Source organism: Corynebacterium sp. HMSC072D12 (genome assembly GCF_001813925.1).
Lineage (GTDB): Bacteria > Actinomycetota > Actinomycetes > Mycobacteriales > Mycobacteriaceae > Corynebacterium > Corynebacterium aurimucosum.
Genome location: NZ_KV814415.1, coordinates 62,667 through 82,975, shown reverse-complemented (window position 1 = coordinate 82,975; position 20,309 = coordinate 62,667). Strand labels below are relative to the sequence as shown.

The 20,309-nt window shown below is 61.4% G+C and carries 18 protein-coding genes; 14 read left to right on the top strand and 4 right to left on the bottom strand.

Translation table 11 applies throughout. The annotated features are described in order from the left end of the window. Positions 1-25: 25 nt before the first annotated feature. From HMPREF2943_RS09545 to ffh, 9 genes are all read left to right on the top strand, one after another. Positions 26-3,007 carry a DUF4040 family protein gene (locus tag HMPREF2943_RS09545; protein ID WP_070711434.1) on the top strand — a complete coding sequence of 994 codons (2,982 nt, stop codon included), beginning with the start codon at positions 26-28 and terminating at the stop codon, positions 3,005-3,007. Beyond that, positions 3,004-3,441, top strand: coding sequence for a cation:proton antiporter subunit C (locus HMPREF2943_RS09540; protein ID WP_010190439.1), 438 nt, complete (start codon positions 3,004-3,006; stop codon positions 3,439-3,441). The genes HMPREF2943_RS09545 and HMPREF2943_RS09540 overlap by 4 nt, the downstream gene beginning before the upstream one ends. Next, positions 3,442-4,983: a monovalent cation/H+ antiporter subunit D family protein gene (locus tag HMPREF2943_RS09535; RefSeq protein WP_070711433.1), complete on the top strand. Its 1,542-nt coding sequence runs from the start codon at positions 3,442-3,444 to the stop codon at positions 4,981-4,983. Then, complete coding sequence (locus tag HMPREF2943_RS09530; protein ID WP_070445479.1) at positions 4,984-5,538, top strand: monovalent cation/H+ antiporter subunit E; 555 nt, start codon at positions 4,984-4,986, stop codon at positions 5,536-5,538. After that, complete coding sequence (locus HMPREF2943_RS09525) at positions 5,535-5,825, top strand: cation:proton antiporter (protein WP_070445483.1); 291 nt, start codon at positions 5,535-5,537, stop codon at positions 5,823-5,825. Before HMPREF2943_RS09530 ends, HMPREF2943_RS09525 begins: the two co-directional genes overlap by 4 nt. Before the next feature lie 4 nt (positions 5,826-5,829). Continuing rightward, positions 5,830-6,198 carry a Na+/H+ antiporter subunit G gene (locus HMPREF2943_RS09520; RefSeq protein ID WP_070445486.1) on the top strand — a complete coding sequence of 123 codons (369 nt, stop codon included), beginning with the start codon at positions 5,830-5,832 and terminating at the stop codon, positions 6,196-6,198. Positions 6,199-6,325: 127 nt separating this feature from the next. Next, positions 6,326-6,664, top strand: a complete 339-nt coding sequence (locus HMPREF2943_RS09515) for a P-II family nitrogen regulator (RefSeq protein WP_070445489.1) — start codon at positions 6,326-6,328, stop codon at positions 6,662-6,664. A gap of 2 nt (positions 6,665-6,666) precedes the next feature. Continuing rightward, a complete protein-coding gene (locus HMPREF2943_RS09510; RefSeq protein ID WP_070711432.1) occupies positions 6,667-8,766 on the top strand; it encodes a [protein-PII] uridylyltransferase in 2,100 nt (699 codons plus the stop codon). A 50-nt stretch (positions 8,767-8,816) separates the two neighbouring features. Beyond that, positions 8,817-10,421: a signal recognition particle protein gene (gene ffh, locus HMPREF2943_RS09505; RefSeq protein ID WP_070445495.1), complete on the top strand. Its 1,605-nt coding sequence runs from the start codon at positions 8,817-8,819 to the stop codon at positions 10,419-10,421. A 65-nt stretch (positions 10,422-10,486) separates the two neighbouring features. Here ffh and HMPREF2943_RS09500 read toward each other — a convergent pair whose 3' ends face one another. Then, a complete protein-coding gene (locus tag HMPREF2943_RS09500; RefSeq protein WP_070711431.1) occupies positions 10,487-12,739 on the bottom strand; it encodes an acyltransferase family protein in 2,253 nt (750 codons plus the stop codon). Positions 12,740-13,033: 294 nt separating this feature from the next. On the opposite strand from HMPREF2943_RS09500, the gene rpsP reads away from it, so the two are divergent. Continuing rightward, complete coding sequence (gene rpsP, locus HMPREF2943_RS09495) at positions 13,034-13,558, top strand: 30S ribosomal protein S16 (RefSeq protein ID WP_070445501.1); 525 nt, start codon at positions 13,034-13,036, stop codon at positions 13,556-13,558. A gap of 59 nt (positions 13,559-13,617) precedes the next feature. On the opposite strand, the gene HMPREF2943_RS09490 is transcribed toward rpsP, so the two are convergent. Beyond that, positions 13,618-14,283: a TetR/AcrR family transcriptional regulator gene (locus tag HMPREF2943_RS09490; RefSeq protein WP_070711430.1), complete on the bottom strand. Its 666-nt coding sequence runs from the start codon at positions 14,281-14,283 to the stop codon at positions 13,618-13,620. A 23-nt stretch (positions 14,284-14,306) separates the two neighbouring features. Continuing rightward, entirely contained in the window at positions 14,307-14,705 is a 399-nt protein-coding gene (locus tag HMPREF2943_RS09485; protein WP_070445506.1) for a cupin domain-containing protein, read from the bottom strand. Positions 14,706-14,738: 33 nt separating this feature from the next. Here HMPREF2943_RS09485 and rimM point away from each other — a divergent pair, with 33 nt between their 5' ends. From rimM to HMPREF2943_RS09465, 4 genes are read left to right on the top strand one after another with little or no spacing between them, the layout of a single operon-like run. Continuing rightward, positions 14,739-15,239, top strand: coding sequence for a ribosome maturation factor RimM (gene rimM / locus HMPREF2943_RS09480; protein ID WP_070711429.1), 501 nt, complete (start codon positions 14,739-14,741; stop codon positions 15,237-15,239). Next, the gene (gene trmD / locus HMPREF2943_RS09475; protein WP_070711428.1) at positions 15,236-16,078 is read left to right on the top strand and encodes a tRNA (guanosine(37)-N1)-methyltransferase TrmD; all 843 of its coding nucleotides are present in this window, start codon (positions 15,236-15,238) and stop codon (positions 16,076-16,078) included. Before rimM ends, trmD begins: the two co-directional genes overlap by 4 nt. Before the next feature lies 1 nt (position 16,079). Beyond that, positions 16,080-16,448, top strand: a complete 369-nt coding sequence (locus HMPREF2943_RS09470; protein ID WP_070711427.1) for a hypothetical protein — start codon at positions 16,080-16,082, stop codon at positions 16,446-16,448. 40 nt (positions 16,449-16,488) lie between these two features. Next, positions 16,489-18,780: a Tex family protein gene (locus HMPREF2943_RS09465; protein ID WP_070711426.1), complete on the top strand. Its 2,292-nt coding sequence runs from the start codon at positions 16,489-16,491 to the stop codon at positions 18,778-18,780. 258 nt (positions 18,781-19,038) lie between these two features. On the opposite strand, the gene HMPREF2943_RS09460 is transcribed toward HMPREF2943_RS09465, so the two are convergent. After that, complete coding sequence (locus tag HMPREF2943_RS09460) at positions 19,039-20,178, bottom strand: HNH endonuclease signature motif containing protein (protein ID WP_070711425.1); 1,140 nt, start codon at positions 20,176-20,178, stop codon at positions 19,039-19,041. Positions 20,179-20,309: the final 131 nt, after the last annotated feature.

Sequence of the window (20,309 nt, the reverse complement as noted above, 5' to 3'; positions counted from 1 at the left end):
CAACGGTTCGTGAGGCTACTCTTTCGTGACACTCTTGTATGTCGTCCTCCTCGCAGCTGTCGCAGTGGCGCTAGCACCAGTAGCCGTCAAGGTTGCTGATCGCGCAGCCGGCTACCCGCTAGCCGGCATTTTTATTATCGCCGCGGCACTGTTGGCTAAAGAATTTCCGGCACTGGCCCGTGGCGAAGAACTGTCCTATTCCGTGACGTGGGTGCGTGATGTCATCACGCCAGGCGTCGACGTCAACCTCGCCTTCCGCGGCGATGCGCTGGGCATCTTCTTCGCAATGCTGGCTCTCGTCATCGGCGCGGTGGTTTTTACCTATTCCGCTGCCTACCTGCCTAAAGGAAAAGGAAACGTCAGTTTTTATGTCCTGATGACCGCGTTTACACTGTCGATTCTCCTGCTCGTGCTCGCTAACGACGTCGTCGTGCTCTTCCTGGCGTGGGAGCTGGTATCGCTGGCGTCCTTCATGCTCATCGCGCGCAGCGGTAAGTCCGGCGAGGCCGGTTCGCAGCGCACGCTGATCCTCACCTTCATCGGCGGCCTTACCTTGCTCACGGGCGTGGCGATTGCCGCAACGGCTGCGGGGACGACGAACCTTGAGGGTATCTTGGCCTCTGATGTGTGGGCTGAGCGCCCGGGCTTAACCACCGGGGTTGCCATTCTCATAGCGGTCTCGGCGTTTACCAAGTCCGCGCAGTTCCCCTTCCACTTCTGGCTGCCGGAGGCCATGGCGGCTGCCACGCCGGTCTCGGCCTTCCTGCATGCGGCAGCAGTGGTTAAGGCCGGCGTTTACTTGTTGATTCGTTTCTCCACCATCTTCCATGATGTTGCGGCGTGGAACTGGCTGCTTATCGTCGCCGGTATGGGTACCGCCGTGATGTCGGCGGTCTTTGCCGTGCAGAAGACGGACCTGAAGAAGCTGACCGCTTATTCCACCGTGTCCCACCTGGGATGGATTGTGGCCACGATTGGCGTTGGCACCCCCTTCGCCATCGCGGCGGCGCTCGTGCACACGCTGGCGCACGCGCTGTTTAAGTCCTCCATCTTCATGCTCATTGGCGTCATCGACCACGAGGCCGGTTCCCGCGATATCCGCCGCCTCGGTGTGTTGTGGAACAAGATGCCGTGGACCTTTGGCTCCATGCTCATTGGTGCCGCCTCCATGGCGGCGGTCCCGCCGCTGTTCGGCTTCGTGTCGAAGGAAGGAATGCTCACCGCCTTCGAGGAAGCTCCAATCGGTTCAACTGGCCAGGTGCTGCTGCTCATCATCGCCGGTGTGGGTGCGTTCTTCACGTTTACCTACTCCGCCAAGATCGTCTTCGGTGCCTTCTTCGATGGCCCGCGCAACATGTCGCATGTTCATGAGGCGCCGGTGAGGCTGTGGCTGCCCGCGGCGCTGCCCGGTGTGATGTCGGTGCCAATTATCTTCGTCATGGGAGCGCTCGATAAGCCGCTCGATAACATCGTGGCGGCCATCGGCATGGAGGGCCATTCCCACCTCGCGCTGTGGCACGGCCTGAACGTCCCGCTGCTTATTTCTGTGGTGGTGCTTATCGCTGGCATCATCGCGTTGTTCTTCCGCGGGCCGCTGTGGACCGCGATGGAGGAGCGCCAGCTCCTACCGCGCACCGGTAACCAAATCCTGAAGTGGATTCAGGACGTGTGCGCAGCCTTCGGCCGTTTCGTTGGCCGCATGTCCGATACCCACAACCCGTCGAAGCTGATCCTGCCGATCATCCTCCTAGTCATCATCCTTGCGGGCTCCGCTCTGGTGTCCACGGGTGTCGATGGTGTGGCTCTCAACCCGCGTGTGGACGGCCTTGATAATCCGTGGGACCTGCTGCCGCTGGGTATCGTGGCGCTGTCCATGTTTGGTTTGGTGCGTACACGGAACCGCCTCACGGGTGCAGTAATGATTGGTACCGCGGGAACCGGCGTGACTTTACAGATGTTCCTTCTCGGCGCACCCGACGTGGCCCTGACCCAGTTCACGGTGGAGGCGCTGTCCGTCATCGTCATGATGATGGTCCTGCGCTACCTGCCGGAGAAATTCCACCCCGTGCAGGACACCAACCGCAAGGTGGGCTCCATCGTCGTAGCCGTGCTCGCCGGGCTCACCGCATTCCTGGGCGTGTGGGCACTGATGGGGCGCCACGAACGCTCGGACCTGGCCATGTGGTACCTCAACAACGCTCCGGATATTACTGGTGGCGACAACGTAGTGGCCACCATCATCGTGGAGTTCCGTGCACTCGATACCCTGGGCGAGCTGTCAGTGCTGGGCATGGCCGCTGTGGTTATCGCTGCGGTCACCTCGACGCTGCCGCGCTTCCCGTTCACCTCCGGCACACGCCCGGCTCCGTTCGGCCAGTCGCAGCTCAACTCGGTGCCGCTGCGCAAGGGTATTGCTGTGGCCATCCCGATCTTGGTGGTCATGTCCTTCATCGTTTTCTACCGCGGCCACCAGGCTTCCGGCGGCGGCTTCCCGGCGGCACTCATCATGGGTGCGGCCATCGGCTTGACCTACCTCTCGCGCGGTACCGATGAGATTGTCTTTGGTCGCATGACCCCGATTCACCTCACCGGCGTGGGCATCATTGTGGCGCTGGTGGCTGGCTTCATCGGCTACATCCCGACGTCGCATAGCTCCGGTGGTTTCCTCACTGCCATCCATGGCCACGCCCTGGGGCAGCACTGGACGACGTCGCTCATCTTCGACCTGGGCATCTACCTCGCGGTGCTGGGCATGCTCACCATGGCCATCAATGCTTTGGGTGGCTACCTGCGTCCAGGCACTGAGCGGGACTTCTTGCCGTGGGTCCACGATGATGATTCCGCGTTGCCGAATACCCCGCGCGTGGTGCTGGAGGATGTCGACGACCCGTACCCCGAATCCATCAACCCGTCTTCGGACCCACTGGCGCTGCTCAATGACTCCGAGGCACGCCGCCGCGCGTCCTCGCCTCACTACACTCCGGCTAAAGAGGAGAAGAACTCATGATCCTCGCACTGACCATTGCTTTGCTCATCGGTAGCGCCGTCTACCTCATCCAGCAGCGCGGCCTCGTGCACATCGTGCTGGGCATGATGGCCTTCGGCCACGGAGCTAACCTCATGCTCTTGGCCACCGGCGTGTACTCCTATCGCGGAGAGTCCTTTCCATCGCAGGTGGGCATGGACCAGATGGCGGACCCGCTGCCGCAGGCCTTTGTGCTGACCGCCGTGGTGATTTCCATGGCTACTTCGACCATTCTGCTGACCATGGCGGCGATGGGCGCGAACGACGACACGGACGTCGTTGAGCCGGTGGATGACAACACCATTGACCACGCTTTCTCCACGCTGGGACGAGACACCCAGAACCGGGAGATTCTGGAGCGCTCGGCCAACAAGATGGACCGTTTGAAAGAACTCGAACAAGAGGAGGACAACTAGATGTATGACACCGTAAGCGCCCTCCTCCCGCTCTTCCCGGCGGTTCCCCTCGTATCGGCGGCGCTGGCGCTTCTTGCGCCATGGCACCGCGTGCGCGATGCCATCATGCTCATCGTTCCGGGCGTGGGTATCTTCGCTTCCTTTGCACTGTTGCTTTACACCATGAACAACGGTGTGGTGGCGCACAGCGTGGGCAACTACGTGGGCAACGCAGGTATTGCCTTCGCGGCCGATACCTTCTCAGCACTGATGCTCATCACGACGATGATCGTGGCCTTCGGCGCCAACTGGTTCGCCATCGTGGGCGGTGAGACCAAGTCGCGCTACTACCCATCGCTGACGCTTATCTTGATCACCGGCGTGTGCGGCGCCCTGCTCACCGCTGATCTCTTTAACTTCTTCGTGTTCATCGAGGTCATGCTGCTGCCCTCCTATGGCCTCATCACCATGTCCGGTACCTGGTCACGCTTGGCTGCCGGCCGCGCCTTCGTGTTGGTGAACTTGTTCGCCTCCACGCTTTTGGTGGTTGGCGTGGGCTATATCTACTCGGTGGCTGGCGTAGTTAACCTCGCGGCGCTGACAGGTGCTGCCGCCGGTAACGGTCCGGTGACGGTAGCTTCCGGCATCATCGTTATCGCCATCGCCGCGAAGGCTGGCGTGTTCCCCGTGCAATCCTGGCTGCCGCGTACCTACCCGGGCACGTCGGCTGCCGTCATGGGCTTGTTCTCCGGCCTGCACACCAAGGTGGCGGTGTACATGCTCTACCGCCTGTGGGTGCAGCTGTTCGATATGGACCAGCGCTGGGGAACGCTCATCATCGTCATCATGATCATCTCCATGGTGGTGGGCTCCTTCGGTGGTTTGGCTGAGAACTCCATCCGCCGCGTGCTGGGCTACCAGATGCTCAACGGTATGCCCTTCATCCTGGTGATGATGGCCTTCACCACCCACGATGCCCAGCGCGCGCTGGCCGCCGGAATCCTGTACACGATTCACCACATGCTCACGGTAGGCTCCCTCATCTTGGCTTCTGGTGCTATCGAGGAGACGTACGGTACGGGCAGGCTCAACAAGCTTTCTGGCTTGGCGCGCCGTGATCCCATCATCGCGTGGATCTTCGCCGCAGGTGCCTTCTCCGTCGTGGGCTTCCCGCCCTTCTCCGGCATGTGGGGCAAAGTTCTCATCGTCGCGGAAGTCGCGCGCACCGGCGGGGCATGGGCATGGACCGTCATCGCGGTGATTATCATCGCCTCCTTCGCCGCGTTCCTGGCCATGCTGCGCGTGTGGCGCCGCGTTTTCTGGGGCAAGGATTTGCCCAAGGAGAAGGTGCCCGATGAGCTGGTGATCCGTAAGAAGCTGATGGCGCCCTCGGCAGCGTTGATCCTGGGTTCGCTGACCATGTTCATTCTCTCCGGTCCGGTCATCAGCGTCACGATGGAAGCCTCAGCGGACTTGTTGGATACGGAGGCTTATGCAGACGCAGTGCTTGGCGACGACCCCGTAGCCTTACCCGACATCGACTCCCTTCAGGAGGGCCGTTAAATGAAGACTGCAGTGCATGCCGTTGTCTACGCGCTATGGCTGATCAAGGAAATCTTTGTCGCGGGTTTCTCGCTCGCCGCAGAATCCTTCAAGCCGCAGAATAGCTACCGCCCGGTAGTGGTGCGGTACCCCTTGCGCGTGACCGGCGCGTGGGAGATCTTCTGGTTCACCTCGTCCATTACCGCAACCCCAGGTACCTTGTCCTTGGGCTTGCGCGAGCCGATTGCAGAAGGCCTGCCGCGTATCGTGCTGGTTCAAGCGGTCATGGGGGATGACCCAGCCAGCATTATGGAAGATCTGGCGGATATGGAGGAGCGCCTCGCGCCACGGGTGAAAGGCATTGACTATGGCGTTCCTGGGCAGGGTCCCACCAAGGAGCTCGCCTCTACGTTCTACGAGTATCCGCTGGATACACTGGGCCGCCATATGCGCGCACCCGATATCGCGAAGGCGGACGATACCCCGCTTGCCGCGCACGATGTGGAGAAGTATTCCGTGTGGCCCCTGCGCCAGGTTGCGCAGAACAAGGATGCCCGAAAGGATGATAAGAAATGATTGATTTTTCCTCGATGAGCGCCTTTCAATGGGTAGTCTTTGTCTGTATTTTCCTCATCGGCGCATCGGTGTGCGCGGCGTTGGTTTTGGCCTTGCGCTCCCGTGATGAGCTCACCCGCACCGTGATGAGTGACATGGTCTTCTACGGCATGTTGTGCATGTATATTTCGTGGTCCATGACTAATCACGCGTCCATCGTCTATGACATCGCCATGCTCGCGGCTATTGCGGCCGGCGTGCTGCCGACGTTGTCGATGGCCCGCATCATCTCGAAGGGCAGGAGGTAAGACCATGACTATCCCGGAGATTATCGCCTCGATTCTGTTGGTCGTGGCCACGGTCTTGGTCATTGCGACCGCTATTGCCTTGTGGCGTGCGCCTGATGCATTGACCCGCGTTAACCTGTTGGGGCCGACGGTCGGCTTGGCCGTCCCGCTGCTGCTTGTGGCGAAGGTAGTCGTGGATTTTGCCGAGAACGGGTTTTCCCTGTGGTCGCTGATCAAGGTCATGATCGCGTGTTTCGGCGTGTGGATCATCGCCTCGGTGGGCTCCTTCTACATGGGACGCTCCATCTACGGTGTGACCGTCACTGATGTGAAGTACGCCAAGCGTATGCGCAAGAGTGCACAGACCGTTGAGGCCTCTGAGGAGGAGGTTTAGCGCGAACTTTGGAAGTTCGTCTATGGCGCATGGGGCTTCGCACCGCCGCCACACCCACGACGCTAGGATGAATCCTGCACCAACCGTCCAGCCGCGGGTCGACACCGCCGGAGCTAAGGAGTAACAGATGAAGCTCATCACTGCCATCGTCAAACCGTTCACGCTGCCGGACATCCGTGAGGCCTTGGAGCAGCACGACGTGCACGGCCTGACCGTGACCGAGACCCAGGGTTTCGGCCAGCAGCGCGGCCACAGCGAGGTCTACCGTGGCGCCGAGTATGCCACCGACTTCGTGCCCAAGGTCAAGCTGGAGGTAGTCACTTCCGACGAGCAGGTGGAGGATATCCTTTCTGCCATCGTTGACGCCGCCTATACCGGAAAGATCGGTGACGGCAAGATCTGGATTACTCCTGTTGAGGATGTCATCCGCGTGCGCACCGGCGAGCGCGGCGAGGCAGCCCTGTAGAAGTGTCTACGGCCGCTCAACTGCGTGAGGACGCCTATACCTCGGCGATAGAGCTCACGCAGTCTCTGCAGCTTCCGTCCGGCTGTGCGCTTGCCGCTACGGGTTCTTTCGCCCGCCGGGCGATGACCCCTTTTTCGGATCTTGACCTCATCCTCCTTCACCCGGATGATACGGAGCTGCCCGAAGATGTGGTCGCTGAAATCTGGTACCCCATCTGGGATGCCAAATACCGGCTCGATTATGCGGTGCGGACCCCCAGCGAATTTGGCGCTATCGCTGGTTCCGATCCCGCCGCCGGCTTCGCGCAGCTGGATCTGGCCTTCGTTGCCGGCGACAAGCAGCTCGTGGACTCCACCCGCGCCCAGGTCTATGCCTCGTGGCGCCGCCTACTGCAGAGCAACTTCGACGCTTTCGTCGACCTCGCCATTACTCGCTGGCGCCGTTCTGGCACCCTGGCCACGATGACCCATCCGGATATTAAAAATGGGCGCGGCGGCCTGCGCGATATCCAATTCCTGCGGGCGCTCGCCCTTGGCAACCTCGCGGATGCCCCAGCACTTGAGGAGGAGCAGGCCTTGCTTCTCGACGTCCGCACGCTCCTTCACGTCACCGCCCGGCGGCACCGCGATGTTCTCGACCCTGAGTTCGCCGCGGAGATCGCCCACGAGCTTGGTTTCGCCGACCGCTATGACTTGTCCGCGGCCGTGGTCACCGCGGCTACCGCGGTAGATAGAGCCGTGGAGAGGGCATTGGCGACTGCCCGGGGAGTCGTATCCAAACGCAGCCACAACCGCACACGTAAGCCCCTCGATATTGGGGTGGTTGATGCCGGAGGCGAGATCCGTCTCGCTCGTACCGCGGACTTGGATGAGCCGTGGCTGCTCTTGCGCGTGGCCGCCGCCGCAGCACGCTCGGGCAGAAGCGTTCCGCCCCATGTCTGGGAGCAGCTGCGCGAGTTACCGGAGCTGCCCGAACGCTGGCCCGCCGCTGTGACGGATGCATTCTTTAGTTTATTGTCCTCGCCGCTCAATACCCCGCGCCTCATTCAGGAGATGGATGCTCACGGCTTGTGGGAGCGGCTCGTCCCAGAGTGGGAACACATCCGAGGGCTGCTGCCGCGCGAGCGCACGCACGCTCATACCGTGGACTACCATTCCATCCTTACCGTCGCGCGCTGTGCAGAAGCACGCACTTCCGTAGCGAGGCCCGATCTGCTGCTCTTGGTGGGGCTCTACCACGATATCGGGAAAGGATATGGTCGCCCGCACGAGCTGGTGGGGGCGGAGATGGTGGCGCGTGCCGCGGCCAAGCTTGGCCTCGACCTGGCGGATCGCTCCCGCGTGCAAACCGTGGTCGCTGAGCACACCACTCTGGCGCGCATCGTCTCCCGTACCGATCCTGTATCCGATGAAGCCCGTGACGAGCTCCTCGAAGCCGTGCGCTATGACTACCTGACTCTAGCGCTCCTCGTCGTACTCGCCCGCACCGATGCTGAATCCACCGGTCCCGGCGTGTGGAACCGCAGGCTGGAGAAAGGAATCGATGCGGTCAGCGGCCGCGCTTTTGCACAGCTAGAAGCTCTGCATCCAGTTCGGCCTCTGGTGGCTGCCGACCGCGACATTGGACTGCGCCACAACCCCGAGGATGACAGCTTTACCGTCCTGTGGCGCGGCAGCTATCAGAGGGAGGCCGTGCGTGCGTTGGCACTTATCGCCGCGTTGGGCTGGAACATCCTCTCCTCGCGCCTCGTGCGCACTGAGGAGGGCTACGCCGGTGAGTTTGATATTCGCGCTCTTCACGGTGCCATTGACCTCGCGACGGTAGAGGAGCGCCTCGTGCAGTCCTATAAATCAGGGACCTATACCGTGCTGCCTGATTTCGTACCGGGACCGGCGACGGCGATGTGGACTGGGGGAGTCTTCGAGGTTCGCATCGATGACTACCCAGGTACCCTCGGCCACGTGCTCGCGCTGCTTCCGGAGTGCGAGTGGCTATCCACCACCACGCCGGGTGCCACGATGGTGCTTCACGCTGTGCCGCTTGGCGACATCCCCCGCGCTACGCTAGTCCGGAATGTGACCCAAGCACTGGTCAACGGCTAAGCTGGGGAAGTTATAAATTTATCCACGATAGTTGAGGGAGCACTTTTAACGTGTTTGAGTCTTTGTCTGACCGCTTGCAATCAGCCCTGTCCGGCCTGCGCGGCAAGGGCAAGCTGACCGAGGCGGACATCAATGCCACAGCACGCGAAATCCGTCTGGCGTTGCTGGAGGCGGACGTCTCGCTCAACGTCGTGCGCGGCTTTATTAAGCGCATTAAGGAACGCGCGGCAGGCGCCGAGGTTTCCGAGGCACTGAACCCGGCGCAGCAGGTAGTCAAGATCGTCAACGAGGAGCTCATCGAGATTCTCGGCGGCGAGACCCGCCGCCTAAACCTGGCGAAGAACCCGCCGACGGTCATCATGCTCGCCGGCCTCCAGGGTGCTGGTAAGACCACCTTGGCAGGCAAGCTTTCTAAGCATCTGGCCTCCAAGGGACACACCCCGATGCTGGTGGCCTGTGACCTTCAGCGCCCGGGCGCGGTGCAGCAGCTGCAGATCGTTGGCGAGCGCGCGGGAGTCGATGTCTACGCTCCGGATCCGGGTACCTCCCTGGATTCCCACGAGCATGAGATGGGAACCTCCCATGGGGATCCGGTGGACGTCGCCAAGCGCGGTATCGAAGAGGCCAAGCGCACCCAGCACGATATCGTCATCATCGATACCGCCGGCCGTCTCGGCATCGATGAGACCCTGATGACGCAGGCGCGCAACATCCGCGATGCCGTCAATCCGGACGAAGTCCTCTTCGTCATTGACTCGATGATCGGTCAAGACGCCGTGCAGACCGCCGAGGCCTTCCGCGATGGCGTGGACTTCACCGGTGTCGTCCTGACCAAGCTGGACGGTGACGCCCGCGGTGGTGCGGCACTGTCCATTCGTGAGGTCACGGGCAAGCCCATCATGTTCGCCTCCACCGGTGAGAAACTCGAGGATTTCGATGTCTTCCACCCGGAGCGCATGTCCTCGCGCATTCTGGGCATGGGTGACCTGCTGACACTTATTGAGCAGGCGGAATCCAAGCTGGATCAGTCTAAGGCGGAGGAAGCCGCCAAGAAGATGGGCTCCGGCGAGATGACGCTCAATGACTTCTTGGACATGATGCTCATGGTGCGCAACCTGGGCCCGATGGGCAACCTGCTCAAGATGATGCCCGGCGGCAACAAGATGAACCAGATCGCCGATATGGTCGACGAAAAGCAGCTTGACCGCATCCAAGCCATTATCCGCGGTATGACGCCGGAGGAGCGGGAAAACCCGAAGATTCTCAACGCTTCACGTCGTAAGCGCATTGCCCTCGGTTCTGGCGTGAGCGTGTCTGACGTCAACCAGCTCATTGAGCGCTTCACCGAAGCCAAGAAGATGATGTCGCAGATGGCCGGCCGTTTTGGCATGCCAGGCATGGGCGGTGGGCGTTCCGCTACCAAGAAGAAGCCGAAGGGCCGCAAGGGCAAGAACGGCAAGCGCAAGCCGCCGAAGCGTCGTGGTGGCGGCGGTATGCCGGGGATGGGCGGCGGAATGCCGTCGATGCAAGAACTGCAGAAGATGCAGGAACAGCTCGGCGGCGGCATGCCCGGGCTGGGAGATATCAAGATGCCGAAGGGCATGGAGAATATCGATCTCAACAACCTGGACTTTGGGCAGGGCAAAAAGAAATAACGAAGAATGCAGCAGCATTCTTCGTTAATAAGGGCCGGCGCTAAAAAGCGCCGGCCTTTGTCGTTTTAAATGGCTTTATCTGCCGGATATGCAGGATAGGGGATAGGATCCGCGGGTGTGGTCGGAGGCGTCTCAGCGGACTGAGGCACTATGGGGCTGTCCGTCGGGATCTGCGGGGGCTGCTGCTGCACCGTCTCGCCCTTGAGGAAGGGGGTGATGGCTTCACGGATGAGCGGGACGGCCGAATCCGCGAAGGCCTTGGTGAAGTGGTGCATATCGCGGTACACCATGATATTGCCGATGATGACCGGGCAATCGCCGTTGGCATCGCAGAACCACGTCGAGGTGTCCACGGCCAGCATGTTCTTGTACTGGGAGAGGACTTCGGCGCCGGGGTCATAGGGAGCGTAGACCTCTTCGAAGCGCATGCCGCAGCCGAGAGAATCCTGGGTGGCTACGTAGCACTCATCAAACTGGAGGCCATTGCCGTGCTCATCGAATCCCCACGGGTTATCACGGAAACCCAAGAAGGGAATATCGTGCTTGGCCAACTCGTCCCAGAAGGCCTTATAGCCAGGTGGGACGGCGTCTGGGCCGTGACCCAAGGGTTGGCCGGGGCGCGTTGAATTAGAGACCACGAGGGCCGGGTCCGCATCGATAATGCGCTTGACCACTTCCTTGCTCCACTCGGCACAGGAAGGCTTCACACTCAGCTCATCGCCGAGCTCGATGGGGCAACCCACGCGGGTGAGCGGAACCAGCTTGAAACCCATCTCGCGGCCCAAGTGATCCAAGGCCGAAGAATACTGCTCCGCGTGCGAACCGCCCACCAGGTAGACCTCGACATCGGAGTTGACATCACCGAAGATGCACGGCGTCACGCCGTCCTTCTGGGTCTCGATGAAGTAGTCCGTTGGCTCTTGCTCCGGGATGAAGCACCAGTTGTCGGCGACTGGCGGCTGAATGCCGCGCGCGAGAATCGGGTCAGGCTTGATCTCTACGTTCTCAGGCGGCGTGATGTTCTCGACGAAGGTCGTCGCTCCTGGGTAGAGCTTCGGGTCGAGCATTTCGTGGTTCGCTTCCTGCAGGCTGCGCAGCCACAGCGGTTGAACGGCCACGAGCGCAACGGTGCAGGCGGCAACGAGGACTCCGCCAACGCCCCGCAGAGCGCCGGTGCGAGTGCGAAGGTCGGCGAGGCCGCGGTGGACGGGGAGGTCGTCGGCAAGCGGGCGTTTGCGGTGCTGGCGCAGGGGCTTCTCGACGAAACGATGCGTCAGGTCCGCCAAGCCCAGCGACACCACGATGATGATGGCCCCGAGCCACCACGGAGGGGTGTCAAGGCCGAGGGCGGCGATGGAAATGATGAGCAGCGGCCAATGCCACAGGTAGAGCGGGTAGGCGATATCACCGAGCCAGCGAGAAACCCGGGTGGTGAGCACCCGTGAGAAAGACCCGCCGGAACCAATGATGATGAGTACTGCACCGCCGATGGGCAGAAGAGACAGCGGCCCAGGGAAGGCCAAGCTATCGGAAATAAGCAGGCCGGTACCAGCCAGAGCCGCCAAGCCGAGAGCCGTGGCGAGGTTGGACAGGCGCTGCGGCATGCGCAGGTGCGAACCATAGATGACGAGCACCGCGCCCAAAGTTAGCTCCCAGGCGCGCGACCATGTGGAATAGTAGTTTTCCGGGGTGCCAAAGAGGCCGTCGCGGGATGCATAGGCAAAAGAAACGACGGTGACTACGAGGAGGATCGGGCCCGCGATGGAATTAATGGAAGAGAAACGCTGTTCTCGTAGGCCCGTGTTCTTGGGGCGCAGGCGCATGAAAGCGGCCAGGCCGAGAGCGAAGAAGATACCCAGCAGGTAGAACTGGCCCTGCACAGCCATGGACCACATGTGCTGCAGTGGTGACGTAGTTGCTGAAGCGGCGGCGTAGTCAGCGTTCTGCCGTGCTAATTCCCAGTTCTGGTAGTAGAAGACCGTCGCAGTGATCTGCTTGGTGAGCTCCGTGTTTAAAAGCTTCGGGGCGAAGAGCCGGACAAGCACATAGCTCACGCCGATGACGAGCACGAGGGAAGGCACCAGCCGGCGGAGCGTGCGCCAGATGGGCCACCACGGGTTCAAGGAGGCATTCGGCCGTGCGGCATAGCGCAGCTGCGAGCCTAAGAAGAAGTATCCGGAAAGCAGGAGGAAGACATCGACGCCACCTGAGACACGACCAACGAAGACGTGGTACAGAACAACCAAGGCGATCGCGATGCCGCGGAGGCCGTCAAGGTCGTAACGGTAGCGGAATGTAGAGGGGGCTTGTTTATTCATAAAAAGAGGAGTGTGTGGCGTCGAAATAACCGCATTACAGACTACCCCCTTCGCGGGGTAAGGCCTAACTCTGCAAGAGCTAAGGGGGATTTCCTATCTTGTGTGGGTTCCGCTAAAGTTGGTGGGGTTGTTCACGCACAGCGTGGAGGACACATAAAACTTCATCTCTGCGTAACGCCGGTACCGCCTACGGACGGCCGGCACGTCACGCGCAGGATAAATCCAAGGGTTGAACCGGCGCGCCACCAAGCGGCGCGTGTCTGAACTGCCCGGTGACTAGAAAAGGAGCCAATCATGGCCGTTAAGATCAAGCTGCAGCGTATGGGCAAGATCCGCAACGCTGAGTACCGCGTTATCGTCGCTGATGCACGCACCCGTCGCTCCGGCAAGGCTATCGAAAACATCGGTATCTACCAGCCGAAGCAGGAGCCGTCCCTGATCCAGATCGATTCCGAGCGCGCTCAGTACTGGCTGGGTGTCGGCGCGCAGCCGACCGAGCCGGTTCTCGCACTGCTCAAGGTGACCGGTGACTGGCAGAAGTTCAAGGGTCTGCCGGGCGCAGAGGGTACCCTGAAGGTTGCTGAGGAGAAGCCGTCCAAGCTGGACCTCTTCAACGCTGCTCTGGCTGAGGCCAACAACGGCCCGACCATCGAGGCCATCACCGAGAAGAAGCGCAAGGCCAAGGAAGAGGCTGAGGCTAAGGCTGCCGCCGAGAAGGCTGCTGAGGAAGCCGCTGCCGCTGAGGCTGCTAAGGCCGAGGAAGAGGCCGCTAAGGCTGAAGAGGCCGACTCCGCTGAGGCTGAGGAGTCCGCAGAGTAATTTCTACTCGGCTAAAAGATTATCCCCGCTGACCTGTCGGTCGCGGGGATTTTTAGTGCTTAGGATCGCCCGGGGTGGTGCGCTTCCAGGGGATTGTCGAAGTCCAAGCCGCGGACAGCGGAGGCTATGACCGATTGCGCCAAGGTTTCCACCTTTTCCTCCGGTAGCGACCTCAAATGACCGCTGAGGCACAAGACTGTGAAACCGTGCACAGTGGACCAGCCGGCCAGGCAATTCTGCATCATGTGTTGCTTACTGGGTTCCTGTCCGATGGAGCGCGCATACTGCTCCATGTAGCCGTAGAAATTGAATGTGGCCTGCACGCGTAGGTCCTCGCCGGGGCCCTCGGCCGCGGCCGCGAGTCCAGCTGGAATATCAAAACCGCTCGTGGCCATCATGCACTCGAAGAAGTTCTGCTCCTCCAAGGCGTAGTGGTAGTAGGCAAAACCAGCCGCCATCATCTTGTCGACGATGGTGCCTTCCGTCTCTTCGAAGGCCTCGCTGAGCTTGGTAATGAGTTCGTAGGTGGCGACGTCCGCGACGGCATCGAGAAGCGCGGCTTGATCCTTGAAGTGGCGGTAGGCGGCAGTAGGGGAGACACCGACCGCGCGCGTTGCGGCGCGAATCGTCACCGACTCCGGTCCTCCCTCCCGGCCAAGCTTGATGGCCTCCTGGAGGATCTCTTCATGCAAATTTCCATGGTGATACGGCTTCGAACTACTCACACTATAAGAATAGTACTAAAAGTCTATACATTCGCGCTAGTGTGTGGTGTCAACATGGTGAGCAGCATGAGTGCAGGTTCCTCGCTACATGTCACCGCATGCGGCACGTACGCCGGAAGGTGCACTATGCGTCCGGGAGCGAGCACCTCATCCTGTTCCTCGCAACTAAAAATCACCGATCCCCGGAGCACCTGCACGGTGATGGGGTGTGCGGCCTTGTGATCAGGTAGGTCTTGTCCCGGCAGGAATGAAAAGAGGATGAGGTTTGCGCCGTCGGCACTGAGGACCCTCTTAACGGCTGGTCTGGGGCGTGTGGGGTGCGGCTCGGGGGCCTCATCGAGCAGATTCAGCGTTGCGAGGGCGGCGCTGTTGTGGGAGGCGTCGCCAAAGGTGGTTGCATCATTGATGGGAAGCTCAGTCATGCCGCCCCAGCGTAGCCCGTTAAGCTAGCAGGCATGGAACTACTCATTGGTCGCGTGGTGAAATCCCACGGCATTAAAGGCGAGGTCTCCGTCGAGGTGACCACCGATTCCCCTGAGACCCGATTCGCCGTCGGCGAGGTCCTTCACGGTAAGCAAGGTAAGAAGGAACATGAGCTCACCATTGCAGCGGTGCGATCCCATAAGGGCCGTCTGCTCATCACGTTTAAGGAAATCCCGGACCGCACGGCCGCGGATTCCCTGCGTGGCACCCAGTTCTTCGCCGAACCTCTGGATGACCCAGAAGACGACGGCTTCTATGACCACGAGTTGGAAGGCCTGCGCGTCCTCCTTGATGGCAAAGACGTGGGCGAGGTGACCGGCGTGACGCACGGACCGACGCAGTCCCTCCTGGAAGTCACGCTCACCGAAGGCAAAGAAGCGCTCGTGCCCTTCGTGGAGGAGATCGTGCCGGAGATCGATCTGGAGGCGGGGACCTGCACCATCACCCCGCCGGAAGGGTTGCTCGACCTATGAGGATTGACGTTCTCACCATTTTTCCGGAGTATCTCGACCCGCTGCGCCATGCATTGCTGGGCAAGGCCATCGAGCAGGGCAAGCTCGCGGTGGGCGTGCATGACCTGCGCCAGTGGGCCACCGACGTGCATAAATCCGTTGACGATTCCCCTTATGGGGGCGGCCCCGGCATGGTGATGAAGCCTGAGGTGTGGGGGCCCGCGCTTGACGCCGTCTCCTCCGGCACCGCCTCCACCCAGGACCTCCAAAGCGCGCTGCCGCACCTGAGCAAGCCGCGCCACGACGATATCCATGGCGTCGAGGCGCGCTCCTATGGTGAAAGCGAGGGTTCGGATAAGCCGCTGCTCATCGTGCCGACACCTGCCGGAACGCCCTTTACTCAGGCCGACGCGCAAGCCTGGTCTAACGAGGAACACATTGTCTTTGCGTGTGGGCGCTACGAGGGCATCGATCAGCGCGTCGTCGAGGATGCCGCGCAGCGCTACCGCGTGCGCGAGGTGTCCATCGGCGATTACGTGCTCATCGGCGGCGAGGTAGCCGTGCTGGTCATTGCTGAAGCTGTGGTACGCCTTATCCCCGGGGTGTTGGGGAACCGGCGCTCGCACGAGGAGGACTCCTTCTCCGATGGCCTGCTGGAGGGGCCCAGCTACACCAAGCCGCGCGAGTGGCGCGGCCTTCAGGTTCCGGACGTGCTGACCTCCGGTGACCACGCCCGTGTGGACCGGTGGCGCCGCGAGCAGTCGCTGGCGCGGACGTGGCAGCGCCGCCCAGAGTTGCTGGATGCAGCGGAGCTAAGTGACGCCGATCGCGCCTACCTGGAAACCTTAAAGGAGGATTGAGATGGACGTGAGCACTGACTTGTCAATACTTATGACCGAAGCTGAATGGAACAAGGTCCTCGAAAATATGCCGCAGCGTTTGCGTGAAGGCGGAGTCGAGCCACAGGACATCAACGCCGAGGTCGTGTCATTTACCTGCGAACCCGACAACATTCTGGTCAACGAGTACATGGATAAGCACGGTCAGCCACCGGTGGGTGAGCACGTGTGGAGGGTCATCGTCAACGGCTCTTCAGATTTACCGCTGACGAAGGTCACCGCGGCCGTCGCGGAGTGTTTGCCGCCGCACACATTGTGGTACGGGACCTCAGAGATTGGTCACACCGAGTTTGGGCTGGGCACTTCCTGCGCGTGGCAGGGCGGGGTATAGGGTGAGAAGGTCTTAAGTCCCCGACCCATAAAGAGGTTTTGTGAATATCGCAGCCACCATCGCTGGAGAGCTGGGCGTCAAAGAGCAGTTTGTCGAAGCCGCCCTCAAGCTCATGGCGGAGGGTAACACCGTTCCGTTCATCGCCCGTTACCGCAAGGAAGCCACCGGCGGGCTGGATGACTCGCAGCTGCGTATCATCGAGGAACGCTCGACCTACCTGCGGGAACTGGAGGAGCGCAAGGAAACGGTGCTCGCCGCGATTGAGGAGCAAGGCAAGCTGACCGACGAGTTGCGTGCCCTCATTCAAGGCTGCGAAACCAAGGCGCGCCTAGAGGATCTGTACCTGCCGTATAAGAAGCGCCGCAAGACCAAGGCGGATACCGCGCGCGAGGCAGGACTTGAGCCGCTGACGGACAAACTCATTGAGAATCCTTCGGCGGATCCGGCCGAGCTGGCAGGGGAGTACCTCACTGAAGGCTTCGAGGAAGCGAAGAAAGCCCTCGAGGGTGCTCGCGCTATCTTGGTGGACCGTTTTGCACTGGACGCGGACCTCGTCGGCGAAGTGCGCGAGCGCATGTACACCAGCGGTTCCATGAATGCCGGTGTGGTGGAAGGCAAGGAAACCGAGGGCGCGAAGTTCAAGGACTACTTCGAGTTCTCTGAGCCTTTCGACAAGCTTCCCTCGCACCGCATCCTGGCGCTGTTGCGTGGTGAGAACGAAGGCGTGCTGCAGCTCAACCTCGATGCCGGCGATGACGCCATGTATGAGGGCATGATTGCGGAGCGCTTCGACTTGGACGTTGCCACCTCACGCTGGCTTGCCGACGCCGTCCACTGGGGCTGGCGCACCAAACTCTCCATCTCCTCGGGCCTCGACGTGCGCATGCGTCTCAAGGAGAAGGCCGAGGAAGGAGCGCTCAAGGTCTTCGCTACCAACTTGCGCGATGTTCTGCTGGCCGCCCCGGCGGGCCAGCGCGCGACGCTGGGCTTGGACCCGGGTTACCGTAATGGCGTCAAGTGCGCGGTCGTCGACCCGACGGGCAAGGTCCTTGCCACCACCATCGTCTACCCGCACCAGCCGCAGCAGAAGTGGGCTGAGGCGGTGAGGGAGTTGGCGTCGTTAAGCGCGGCTCATTCGGTGGACCTCATGGCGATTGGTAATGGCACCGCTTCGCGTGAGACGGAGAAGCTCGCCGGTGAAGTCGCGGACCTCATCGCGCAGGCGGGTGGGAAGCGGCCGAACCCGGTCGTGGTCTCGGAAGCCGGTGCATCGGTGTATTCGGCTTCGCAGCTGGCGGCCGATGAATTCCCCGACATGGACGTCTCCCTGCGCGGCGCGGTGTCCATCGCGCGCCGCCTGCAGGACCCGCTGGCGGAGCTGGTGAAGATTGACCCGAAGGCCATCGGCGTGGGGCAGTATCAGCACGATGTCAACCAGGTCGCGCTCGCCCGCACCCTCGATGGTGTGGTGGAGGATGCCGTGAATGGCGTCGGCGTGGACCTTAATACCGCCTCGGCTCCGTTGCTGGAGCGCGTGGCCGGAGTGAACTCCACGATTGCGGCCAACATCGTGGCCTATCGCGATGAGAATGGCACGTTTGCTTCACGCAAGGAGCTGAAGAAGGTGCCGCGCTTGGGGCCGAAGGCCTTCGAACAGGCGGCTGGCTTCTTGCGCATCAATGGAGGTAAGGACCCGCTCGATGCCTCGGCCGTGCACCCGGAGGCTTACCCGGTGGTGGCGCGCATCGCGGAGAAGACCGGGCTGGGGGTTTCGGAGCTCATCGGCAATTCGCGCGTGTTGACGAAGCTGTCGCCGGCGGACTTTGCTGACGATACCTTCGGTGTGCCGACGGTGACGGATATCATTGCGGAGCTGGACAAACCTGGCCGCGACCCGCGCCCAGAATTCAAGACGGCTACCTTCAAGGAAGGCGTAGACAAGGTCTCGGACTTGAAACCGGGCATGATTCTGGAGGGCACCGTGACCAACGTTGCGGCCTTTGGTGCCTTCATCGACGTTGGCGTGCACCAGGACGGGCTTGTGCATGTGTCCGCGATGAGCCACAAGTTCGTCTCTGACCCGCATGATGTGGTCCGTTCGGGCCAAGTGGTGAAGGTCAAGGTCATGGAGGTCGACGTGGAGCGCCAGCGCATTGGTTTGTCGCTGCGGCTTGACGACGAACCCGGCCAGCCCGCCCCCAAGCGCCGCAACGGCGGCGGGCGTTCCGAGGGGCGAGGCGGCCGTTCCGACCGGCGCAACGGAGGGCGTGGCCGCGCGGACCGCGGCGGCGGTGGCTCGATGGCCGATGCCCTCAAGAAAGCTGGCTTTTAAAGCTCATCTAGTCACGCGCCACAAACCCCTGACCGTTCAAACGGTTGGGAGTTTGTGAGTTTTTCGGCGGGCTGTTCTGCACGGACGGTGCATTGGACACGCCCGTGGGATGGAGCGATCGCCAAAGACTCGGAAGGCCTCAAGAAAGCTGAGGTTTCCGCGTGGCGCAGGGCTGAGTCCGCCGTGTTAAGAGGACATTCCGTGCTGGTGGGGAGCCGGTTCGGGGTGTGGACGTGTGCGGCTAAGCTGCCGCGAAGACTATCCGGGCGGTGACACAGTGCTGGGTGGTGATGGGTGTGGGTCCGGCGGATCGGGTGGTTGGCCTGGAGGAGTGCGCGTCGGGCTCGTGGCCTGCCGGTTTATGGCTTCTTGGTAGGCCGGCTGCCCGGTAATCGGTGTTCCCCAGGGCGGGATATAGTCAACGGGTCCTCTCAGCCGAAAGACATAGCCTCGGCCGGTTGGGCTGGTGGGGTCATCGTCGTTAATACCGTTGTGATAAGCGCACAACATGGTCAGGTTGGGCGGGTTGGTTTCTCCGCCCGCCTGCCAAGGGATGATGTGGTGGACCTGGCAGTAGTCCGCCGGTTTATTGCAGTCTTCGATCGCGCAGGTGGGGTGCTCCGCGCTGGCCATGATGCGTTGCTCGACGCTGGCAAAGCGCGAAAGACGGTGCAGCCACACCGGGCCGATAGTGGGGTGGACCAGTGTGGCGTAGCCAGTTTCGGCGAACTTGTAGGTGAGAAACTCCGCGCCGCTCATGCGCCCGCCGTTGGTGAGCTCGAGTTCGATGTCATCGCCGTCATGACGGACGATTTTGTCGAGCTCATCGAGTGTTATCACGACGTTCGTTCCCACCGCCGGCCGAGAGCCCACACCTTCTTTAAAGAAGACTTGACGGGTGGCGTCCAGGAGGTCAGTGGGGTTAATGGACTCCAGCGTGCTGCGCATGGTGGAGATGTTCAGCGCGGAGTCGGTAACCGTGAGTGAGTGCGGGCCGTTCTTGCGGTAGGTAAGGCGCACCCCAGGCGACGGCACGCGTTTCGGTTTGAGTTCTTTCAAACGTTCCGCCGCCACTGAAGGAATCCGTTCTGAAGGCGTGGATGCAAGTGTTACGCGCACATTCCAGACGTCGAGTTGCTTCTTCAGTTTGGCGGCGTAGGACTCAATGAGGCTTAGTGTGGCCAGGTCGTGGCCTTGGCGTCGGGCTGCTTGGCGGGCGGTGCGCTGCTTGCCGGTGAAGCGGGTATCGCCGAAATAGATGGCATGAAGTGACGCCAGCTCTGCCGCATCGCCGCGTGAGGCGCTCAGCGCGCGCAAGCTTTCGGGTGTGCTGGTTGCTGCTTCCACCAGCGCAATCCCCGAGTTACGAAGGCGGATGTAGGTCTCAATATCCCCCATGGGCACAGAGCCTAAAACAGGCCTTAAGGCCTCGCAACCGGAGGGGGAAACGCCCTGTTCATGTGCCTTGTAACTCGGAGCTCACACGGGAGTAACTAGCACCCACACGGCCAAACGCAGTCACCAGGTCG